At 70.0% G+C, this 8,705-nt stretch carries 9 protein-coding genes and 1 rRNA gene; 9 read left to right on the top strand and 1 reads right to left on the bottom strand.

Annotation, left to right across the window (positions count from 1 at the left end):
- Positions 1 to 8: 8 nt before the first annotated feature.
- From rrf to ACLJWH_RS13030, 9 genes are all read left to right on the top strand, one after another.
- Positions 9 to 125, top strand: a 5S ribosomal RNA gene (gene rrf, locus ACLJWH_RS13070).
- Positions 126 to 209: 84 nt separating this feature from the next.
- Positions 210 to 854, top strand: a complete 645-nt coding sequence (locus tag ACLJWH_RS13065; protein ID WP_411141790.1) for an HAD family hydrolase — start codon at positions 210 to 212, stop codon at positions 852 to 854.
- A gap of 108 nt (positions 855 to 962) precedes the next feature.
- Positions 963 to 2,222: an MFS transporter gene (locus ACLJWH_RS13060; protein ID WP_411141789.1), complete on the top strand. Its 1,260-nt coding sequence runs from the start codon at positions 963 to 965 to the stop codon at positions 2,220 to 2,222.
- The gene (locus ACLJWH_RS13055; RefSeq protein ID WP_411141788.1) at positions 2,173 to 3,348 is read left to right on the top strand and encodes an acetoin utilization protein AcuC; all 1,176 of its coding nucleotides are present in this window, start codon (positions 2,173 to 2,175) and stop codon (positions 3,346 to 3,348) included. Before ACLJWH_RS13060 ends, ACLJWH_RS13055 begins: the two co-directional genes overlap by 50 nt.
- A 196-nt stretch (positions 3,349 to 3,544) precedes the next feature.
- Positions 3,545 to 4,360 carry a phosphatase gene (locus ACLJWH_RS13050; RefSeq protein WP_411141787.1) on the top strand — a complete coding sequence of 272 codons (816 nt, stop codon included), beginning with the start codon at positions 3,545 to 3,547 and terminating at the stop codon, positions 4,358 to 4,360.
- A gap of 128 nt (positions 4,361 to 4,488) precedes the next feature.
- Positions 4,489 to 4,698 (top strand): helix-turn-helix domain-containing protein, encoded by a 210-nt coding sequence (locus ACLJWH_RS13045; protein WP_014144137.1) that lies wholly within the window; start codon positions 4,489 to 4,491, stop codon positions 4,696 to 4,698.
- Positions 4,699 to 4,817: 119 nt separating this feature from the next.
- Positions 4,818 to 4,916, top strand: coding sequence for a 30S ribosomal protein bS22 (locus ACLJWH_RS13040; RefSeq protein ID WP_003948845.1), 99 nt, complete (start codon positions 4,818 to 4,820; stop codon positions 4,914 to 4,916).
- Positions 4,917 to 5,119: 203 nt separating this feature from the next.
- Complete coding sequence (locus tag ACLJWH_RS13035) at positions 5,120 to 6,214, top strand: NAD-dependent epimerase/dehydratase family protein (RefSeq protein WP_411141786.1); 1,095 nt, start codon at positions 5,120 to 5,122, stop codon at positions 6,212 to 6,214.
- On the top strand, positions 6,183 to 7,187 hold the full coding sequence (locus tag ACLJWH_RS13030) for a lysophospholipid acyltransferase family protein (protein ID WP_411141785.1): 1,005 nt from the start codon (positions 6,183 to 6,185) through the stop codon (positions 7,185 to 7,187). Before ACLJWH_RS13035 ends, ACLJWH_RS13030 begins: the two co-directional genes overlap by 32 nt.
- 95 nt (positions 7,188 to 7,282) lie before the next feature.
- On the opposite strand, the gene ACLJWH_RS13025 is transcribed toward ACLJWH_RS13030, so the two are convergent.
- On the bottom strand, positions 7,283 to 8,497 hold the full coding sequence (locus ACLJWH_RS13025) for a DUF5667 domain-containing protein (protein WP_411141784.1): 1,215 nt from the start codon (positions 8,495 to 8,497) through the stop codon (positions 7,283 to 7,285).
- Positions 8,498 to 8,705: the final 208 nt, after the last annotated feature.

Raw genomic sequence — 8,705 nt, 5'->3', positions numbered from 1 at the left:
CATAGTGTTTCGGTGGTCATTGCGTTAGGGAAACGCCCGGTTACATTTCGAACCCGGAAGCTAAGCCTTTCAGCGCCGATGGTACTGCAGAGGGGACTCTGTGGGAGAGTAGGACGCCGCCGAACAATTTTTCAGCTCCGGTCCTTGAACCTTTTGGTTCAGGGACCGGAGCTTTTTTGCGTTCCGGAGCGGCTCGGTACGCTCGGGGCATGCGCTATGACCTGGTCATTTTTGATAACGACGGTGTTCTGGTGGACAGCGAGCCGATCTCCAACCGGATCCTCGCCGGCTATCTCACCGAATTGGGTCACCCCACCACGTACGAGGATTCGCTCCGCGACTACATGGGCGCGGCCGTGCACCGTATTCACGACCTGATTCTGGAGCGTTCCGGTGAGCGGCTGCCGGCCGGTTTCGACGAGAGCTTTCATGCCCGGGTGTTCGAGGCGTTCCGCGCGCAGCTGGAGCCCGTACCGGGCGTCGGTGAGGTGTTGCGGGAGCTGGCCGCGGACGGCGTGCCGTACTGCGTGGGGTCGTCCGGGAGCCATGAGCGGATCCGGGTGGCGCTGAACGGGACGGGGCTGTTCGCGTGGTTCGGGGAGGAGCGGATCTTCTCGTCGCAGGATGTGGGGCGCGGGAAGCCGGCGCCGGATCTGTTTCTGCACGCGGCGAAGGTGATGGGGGTGCCGCCCGAGCGGTGCGCGGTGGTCGAGGACAGTCCGCTGGGGGTGCGGGCGGCGGTCGCCGCGGGGATGGACGTGTACGGCTTCACGGCGATGACACCGGCGGAGCGGCTGGCCGGGGCCACCGCGCTGTTCTCCGATATGGCGGAGCTGCCGCGGCTCCTCCGGTAGGCCGCCGCCCGGCCCGCCTGCCGTACCCGTCCGCCGACACCCGGCCGGCGGAATTGGCTGTGTGATCCATCTACCCAGTGGTAGCGGGGAGTTCTAGGCTGAGCGGCCATGACGGCCCCTCTGGTTCCAGGAGCGCAGCTGCGGCACGGCCGGGTCTCGCTTGCGCTGAGCTTCTTCGTCCAGGGCGCGGTCTTCGCCCTCCTGGTGACCCGGATACCGGCGATCCAGCAGCGCTACGGGATCTCGGACGGGCTGCTGCCCGCCTTCCTGGCGGCGGTGCCGGTGCTCGCGGGCGTCGGCAGTGTGGTCACCGAGCATCTGGTCAAGCGGGTGCGGCCCAGCAGGGTGCTGCGGGGCGTGCAGCCCGTGGTGTGCCTGGCGCTGCTGGCCGTCGGGTCGGCCGGCGGGCTGGCGCAAGTGGCCGTGGCGCTGGCGGTGTTCGGGCTGTTGGTGGGGGCGCTGGACGCCTCGATGAACATGCTCGGGGTGAGTTTGCAGCGTGCGTACGGGCGGAGCATCATGCTCGGCTTCCACGCCGCGTACAGCCTGGGCGGCATCGTGGGCGCCTCGCTGGCCTGGGTGGGGGCGCACTGGCAGCTGTCGCTGGAGGTGCTGTACGGGCCGGTGGTGGCGGTGTTGGTGCCGCTGGCGCTGGTCGTGGGCCGGTGGTTCGCGGACCGTGACCCCGGGGGTGGGCAGGGCGGTCCGGCGGCGACCGGTGAGGCCAGGACCCCTCCCGTCGTGATGAAGCTGCTGTTGCCGCTGTGTCTGGTGATGGCGTTCGCGTACATCGGGGATTCGACGGTCTCCAACTGGAGCGCGAAGTATTTGCAGGATGTGCTGGGCAGTTCGGAGCAGCTCGCGACCGTGCCGTACAACGTCTATATGGTCACCACGCTGCTGGGGCGGTCGGTCGGCGATCTGGGGGTGCGGCGGTTCGGGGCGGTGGCCGTGGTGCAGACCGGGACGGTGGTCGCGGCGGTCGGTTTCGCGGTGGTGGCGGTGGCACCCGGCGCGTGGGCGGGGATGGCGGGGTTCACGCTGCTCGGGCTGGGGCTGTGTGTGATCGTGCCGCAGACCTTCGCGGCGGCCGGGCGGCTGGCTGGTGAGAAGTTGGGTCCCGGCGCTTCGGATACGGCCATCGCGCGACTGAATATCTTCAACTATGTGGGCTTTCTGGTCGGTTCACCGCTGGTCGGTGCGCTCGGTGATGCGTGGAGCTACCGCGGGGCGATGCTCGTACCGATGGCCCTGGTGCTGGTGACGCTGGTGTACGCCCGCTCGTTCGGGTCATCGCCGGCCCGATACGGTGACGGGCATGAGCGGCCGCGCACAGCTGATGTGGGACGAGGCAGTAACGGGCTATGACTTCGGGCCCGGACATCCGATGGATCCGGTCCGGCTCGCGCTGACCATGCGACTGGTGGAGGCGTACGGGCTCGACCGGGGGCCGCTGGAGGTGGTCGCGGCCGCGGCGGCCGGGGACTCCACGCTGCGGCTGGTGCACCGTGCGGACTACCTTGACGCGGTCCGCCGCGCCTCGGCCGACCCCGCCTCGGCGGACATCTCGTACGGCCTGGGGACGGTGGACGATCCGGCGTTCGCGGGGATGCACGAGGCGTCGGCGCTGATCGCCGGGCAGTCGGTCGGCGCGGCGGAGGCGGTCTGGAATGGTGCCGCGCTGCACGCGGTGAACTTCGCCGGCGGGCTGCACCATGCGATGCCGGGCGGCGCGGCCGGTTTCTGCGTCTACAACGACGCGGCGCTGGCGATCGCCCGGCTGCTGGAGCTGGGCGCGCGGCGGGTCGCGTACGTGGATGTGGACGTCCACCACGGCGACGGGGTGCAGACGGCGTTCTGGGACGACCCGCGGGTGCTGACGATCTCGCTGCACGAGCATCCGCGGACGCTCTTTCCGGGGACCGGGTGGCCGACGGAGACCGGCGGGGCCGGTGCGGAGGGCAGTGCGGTGAATGTGGCGTTGCCGGCGGGTACCGGTGACGCGGGGTGGCTGCGGGCCTTTCACGCGGTGGTGCCGGAGCTGCTCGGCGCGTTCCGGCCGGACGTGATCGTCTCGCAGCACGGTGCGGACACCCACTTCGATGACCCGCTCGCGCATCTGGCGGTGAGCGTCGACGCGCAGCGGGCGGTGGCGGTGTCCTGCCACGAGCTGGCGCACGAGCACGCGGCCGGACGGTGGGTCGCGCTCGGTGGCGGCGGCTATGCGGTGGTGGACGTGGTGCCGCGCAGCTGGACGCATCTGACGGCGATCGCGGCCGGCCGGCCGATCGACCCGGGCACGCCGGTTCCGGAGGCGTGGCGGCACGAAGTGTTCCGCAGGACACGGCAGTTGGCGCCGCAGCGGATGACGGACGGGCGTGAGCCGCACTGGCGGGACTTCGCCGACGGCGGTTACGACCCCGCCGACCGGCTGGACCAGGCGGTGCTGGCCACCCGCCGGGCGGTGTTCCCGGCTCACGGGCTGCTGCCGTGAAGGCCGGGCAGCCGCGGCGGACGGCAGGGGCAGTCAGGGCTGTTGGGGCTGTCGGGGCGTAACTCCGCACGGTGGGCCGGGGCCGGAGTACGGCCGGGCCGGCTCCGTCGGCCGTGGGTGGCGCCACGCCCACGGATGTGTGACTACCTGTCGGTTCGGGCATCCGGCGCGCGGCCAACGGGCCAGTATGGGCCGGGTGTCGGGGACCGGTGCGTTGCGGGCGCATCTGATCGAGGCGCGGCTCGCGGGGACGATCGCGACCCCGCGCGAGAAGAGTCTGGGCCGTTACCGGCTTTTCGCGGCGCGTGACCCCCGGGCGTTGCTCGGGCTGGAACCCGAACGGGACTGGTCGGTTGGGGAAGTTCTGCGACTCATGGGGCGGGAGTGCGGGGTTTCGGCCGATCCCGCACATACTTCCGGCCCTGACGAGATCGATCCTGATCGTACGATCGCGGCGCTGGACCGTTTTGCCGACCGGGTCGGCGAGGCGGCCGGCCGGCGGGCGCCGGTGCTGATCGGCACCGGCCATCCGCACCGGCTGCTGGAGTTCTACGCCGTCCTGGCAGACGCTCTCTCGTCAGCGGGCTGCACCGTCCTCACCCCGGCGTATGGCAGCAGTATCGACATGACGACCCGGTTCGGGCTACGTACGTACACCCTCGAATACGTACGAGGAGTCGCGATGATGCGCGAGCCCGGCGTGCGGGGCGCGCCGGATGCAGGGGGCGTGCACACCCATTCGCCGCTTCCGGTGCGTACCGCCCTCGGTGCCGCGGCGGACGTCATGGGGCCGCTGCCGGGTCTGGTCATCGGGGACCACGGATGGGTCTGCGGGGCAGGTCAGCTGGGCATCGAGGCCATTGGGCTGGCGGATACGGACGATCCCGCGCTGTTCGTCGGGCAGGCGGAGGGACGGGTGTCGGTGGCCGTTCCGCTCGATGATGCCGTGCGGTCCGTCTCCTATCTGCCACTGGTGCGATATGTGCTCAATCAGGCGCATCTGTCACGATAGGCGGCTGTTCACAGCTCCTCTTCCCCACTCGCATCACCCGCCCCTAATCTGGGGAGTGAGCGCATAGCGACGAAGAGTCACCGGAGGGGAAGCCGGTGCCCGTCTTATGCGGAAGGTGCAGGTGTGTCATGGCTGCGGACCAGAGGCCTCTCAACGAGGTCGTGTTTCTGACGGTGGCGGAAGTAGCTACTGTGATGCGTGTGTCGAAGATGACCGTGTACCGCCTGGTGCACAGCGGTCATCTGCCCGCGATCCGGGTGGGGAGGTCCTTCCGGGTTCCGGAGCAGGCGGTTCACGACTACCTCCGCGAGTCGTATGTGGGGGTGGAATCGGCCTGAGGGGCTTGTGCTGACCCTCGGATTACGCCGTACGCCCGGCGCCGGGTAGGCTGGCCCGATGTAGGTAGTGTGGGCTCGGACGCCCCGCACCGAGTGATTCGAAGTGAGCGAGGGTAGTCGTGGGCTCTGTTATCAAGAAGCGGCGCAAGCGGATGGCCAAGAAGAAGCACCGCAAGCTGCTCAAGCGCACCCGCGTTCAGCGTCGTAACAAGAAGTAAGCGACGCTGATCGCGATTTCGCAGCCCCCCATCACCTCTGTGTGGTGGGGGGCTGCGGTGCGTTCATGGCCCGAATGGGCGGTGCGTGGGCAGGAAACGCGGCCAGGGCATCGTGTGGTCATCACAGCGCAACACCGACCCGATAGCGTGACGGGCACAGCTCGGCTCAGGTGAAGGCCGAGGGCGGGAAGGAAGGGCTGATCTTGGGCAAGGTCGTGCTCGTCACGGGAGCCGCGCGGCAGCTGGGGGGCCGGTTCATCCGCCGTATCCAGCGCGACCCCGACGTCGACCGGGTGATCGGGGTCGATGCCGTGCCCCCGGAGCACCATTTGGGTGGCGCCGAATTCCTCAAAGCCGATATCCGGCATCCGACGATTGCCAGGGTCCTGGCCGAGACGGGTGTCGACACGGTTGTCCATATGGACATCAACGGCACGCCCCTGGGCAGCCGCGGCGGTCGCGCCGTGGTGAAGGAAACCAATGTCATCGGGACGATGCAGTTGCTCGGCGCCTGTCAGAAGGCGCCGAATGTGCAGCGACTGGTCGTCAAATCCAGTACGAGTGTCTACGGCTCCGCGCCGCGCGACCCGGCGGTCTTCACCGAGACCACCCCGCCGAAGTCGCTGCCCGGCGGCGGCTTCGCCAAGGACGCCGTCGAGGTCGAGGGGTACGTCCGGGGCTTCGCCCGGCGCCGGCCCGATGTGGCGGTGTGCGTACTGCGCTTCGCGAACATCCTCGGGCCGTGCGCGGACTCGCCGCTCGCCGAGTACTTCTCGCTGCCCGTCCTGCCCACGGTCCTCGGCTACGACCCGCGGCTCCAGTTCGTCCACGAGGACGACGCGATCGAGGTGCTGCGGATCGCCGCCTCCGCGCCACGCCGGGGCACGCTCAACAGCGGCACGTTCAATATCGCCGGGGACGGTGTGCTGCTGCTCTCGCAGACCTCCCGGCGGCTCGGACGGCCCACTCTGCCGCTGTTCCTGCCGACGGTGATGTGGGCCGGTACGGCGCTGCGGGCCATCGGTATCTCGGACTTCTCGCCGGAACAGATCCGGATGCTCACGCACGGCCGGGTCGTCCAGACGACACAGATGCGCGAGACACTGGGGTTCCAGCCGCAGTACACGACGGCGGAGACCTTCGCGGAGTTCGCCGGCAGCCGGGGACCCGGGCTGCTGCCGCCGGCGTCCCTCGCCCGTACCGTCGACCGGCTCGCCGCCGTGCTGCCCGCACGCGCGGCCCGACCCAGTGAGGAGTTCACCCACGATGGCGGACGCCAAGGTCATTCCCTTCGGTGAGGAGCCCCGGGCGCGTAGAAAGTCCCTGCGGGCCGGGCGTGCGGGGCGCGGTCCGGTGCTGGCGCCCGTACCGGAGGCGCGGACCGGGCCCGACGAGCCGGTGGCGCCCGGCCGTCCGGCGGAGCGCTCCGCGCGCTCCCTGGACGAGCGGATCGCGGGCGGACTGAACTTCCTGCGCCGGCGGATCACCGGCGACTACGAGATCGACGACTTCGGCTACGACGAGGAGCTGACCGACCAGGTCCTGATGTCGCTGCTGCGGCCGCTGGCCGAGAAGTACTTCCGGGTCGAGGTGCGGGGCATCGAGAACATCCCCGGGAAGGGCGGCGCGCTGATCGTCGCCAATCACTCGGGGACGCTGCCGCTGGACGGTCTGATGCTTCAGGTCGCGGTGCACGACAATCACCCGGCCCAGCGGCATCTACGGCTGCTGGCGGCCGATTTGGTCTTTGTGCTGCCGGTGATAAACGAGCTGGCGCGCAAGGCCGGGCACACCCTCGCCTGCGCGGAGGACGCGCAGCGGCTGCTGGAGCGCGGTGAGGTCGTCGGGGTGATGCCGGAGGGCTTCAAGGGCATCGGCAAGCCGTTCGCGGACCGTTACAAGCTTCAGCGCTTCGGGCGGGGCGGTTTCGTCTCGACGGCGCTGAAGGCCGGTGTGCCGATCGTGCCGTGCTCGATCGTGGGCGCGGAGGAGATCTACCCGATGATCGGGAACGCCAAGACGCTGGCGCGGGTGCTGGGCATTCCGTATTTTCCGGTCACGCCGACCTTCCCATGGCTGGGGCTGCTGGGCGCGGTGCCGCTGCCGACGAAGTGGACGATCCAGTTCGGCGAACCGATCGCCACGGACGGCTATTCGCCGGAGGCGGCCGACGACCCGATGCTGATGTTCAACCTGACCGACCAGGTCCGCGAAACGATTCAGCACACGCTCTACAAGCTGCTGGTGCAGCGACGCTCGGTGTTCTTCTGAGGGAAGGACCGGAAGAACACCGAGCGTGCCAGCACGGGACCGCTGATACCGCTTCAGTCCGCTTCGGGCGGCCGCCTGCCGCGGACTGTTCCGTGCTACTTCGTCAGGTCCTCGCCGTCGATGCCCAGACCGGGAAGCAGCCCCGGGATCAGCGGCGGGAGGGTGACGGCGGGCTGACCGGGCGTGTCCTTGCCCTTGCCGTGGCTGTGGTCAGCGGGTGGTGCCGGGCTGCTCCCCTTGGCCGGCGGGGCCAGCAGGCCGCCCGCGTCGCCGCCGAGGAGGCTGTCGTCCTGGGACGGCGAGGCCGACGGGCGGGGGGCGTGCCCCTCGCTGCGGTGTCTGCCGGTGCCGGGCCCGATGTCGGCGGGTGCCGAGTGGCCGCGGTGGCCGGATTCGGTGCCCGCGGTGCTGGGTGCCACGCGGTGGCGGCTCTTGCTGCCCGGGGCGGACGGCAGCAGTGAACGGAGCGGACCGACCTCGTCGTCTATGGCGTCGAAGACCGAGCTGACCTGGTCGCGGACGTCCATGAGCTGCACCGGGAGCCGGTCGCGCAGCTGTGTCCAGGTGTCCCGGTGCGACTTGGTGAAGGAGTTCAGCGCCTGGATGGGGTCGAGCGAGCCGTCGCGTTCGTACGCCTCGTGCAGCAGGCGGTGGCCTTCACCGGCGTCGTGCTCGATGCCGGAGAGCGCCTTGCGGACCTCGCCCAGCGATTCGTGGTCGAGGTCGGCGATGCGGCCGCGCTCCATCAGCCGCCGGGCCTCCATCATGCGCATGGACGCCTGGTCGAGGTAGAGCTGCCCGCGGTCGGAGTCGTCGTCGGCCATGCCGAGTCTGAGGTCCTCCATCCCGCGCTTGAGGCCGTACAGGGAGTCGCCGGGTAGTGCGTCGGAGCTGGCCGCCGCGACGCCGGTGAACGCCCCGGCGGCGACACCGACCGTCAGCCCGCCCGCCGCCAGCCCCTTGGAGAGCCGGGAGCGCGGGCGCAGCCGGCCGATCGATTTCGCCGCGCGGTGCGCGCCTTTGGCGGCGCGCTGCTCGGGCACCCTGGCACCGTCGGACGGAGCGCCTTCGGCGAAGGCGGCCTCCATCGCGGCGATGAGCTGGGCGCGCTGGACTGTTTTGACCTCGGTGGCCATCTCCGGCCTCGGGAGCTTCCCGAGGCCGTCGGCGACCGCCAACAGCCGTGCTTCTCCCGGCGTCTGCGCCGGTGTGTCGACCTGGTCCTCGGCCGCCGAGTCCTGGAGGTCCTGCTCCTCCAGGGACTGGGCGAAGGCGTTGGCCCGCCGGTGCACCGAGACATTCGCGATCACGGGCGGCACCTCCTCTCGTCATCCCGCTCGACTCCCCGGACTGGCTTTGACCATCCAGACGGACCGGACGGTTGCACGCCGTAATACGCGGCCACTCGTTCGAGTGAGAGGCAGCGGACGCGGCGTGACCGCATGGAGCCTGCATTCCGCACAACGAGCGGTTCGGCACTCGGGTTACGCACTCACGATGATCTGACCGACCGGGCAC

This window comes from Streptomyces sp. x-80, from assembly GCF_046549095.1.
GTDB lineage: Bacteria > Actinomycetota > Actinomycetes > Streptomycetales > Streptomycetaceae > Streptomyces > Streptomyces celluloflavus.
Note: the sequence above shows the minus strand (reverse complement) of the source record. Positions and strands in the feature narration are given on the sequence as shown.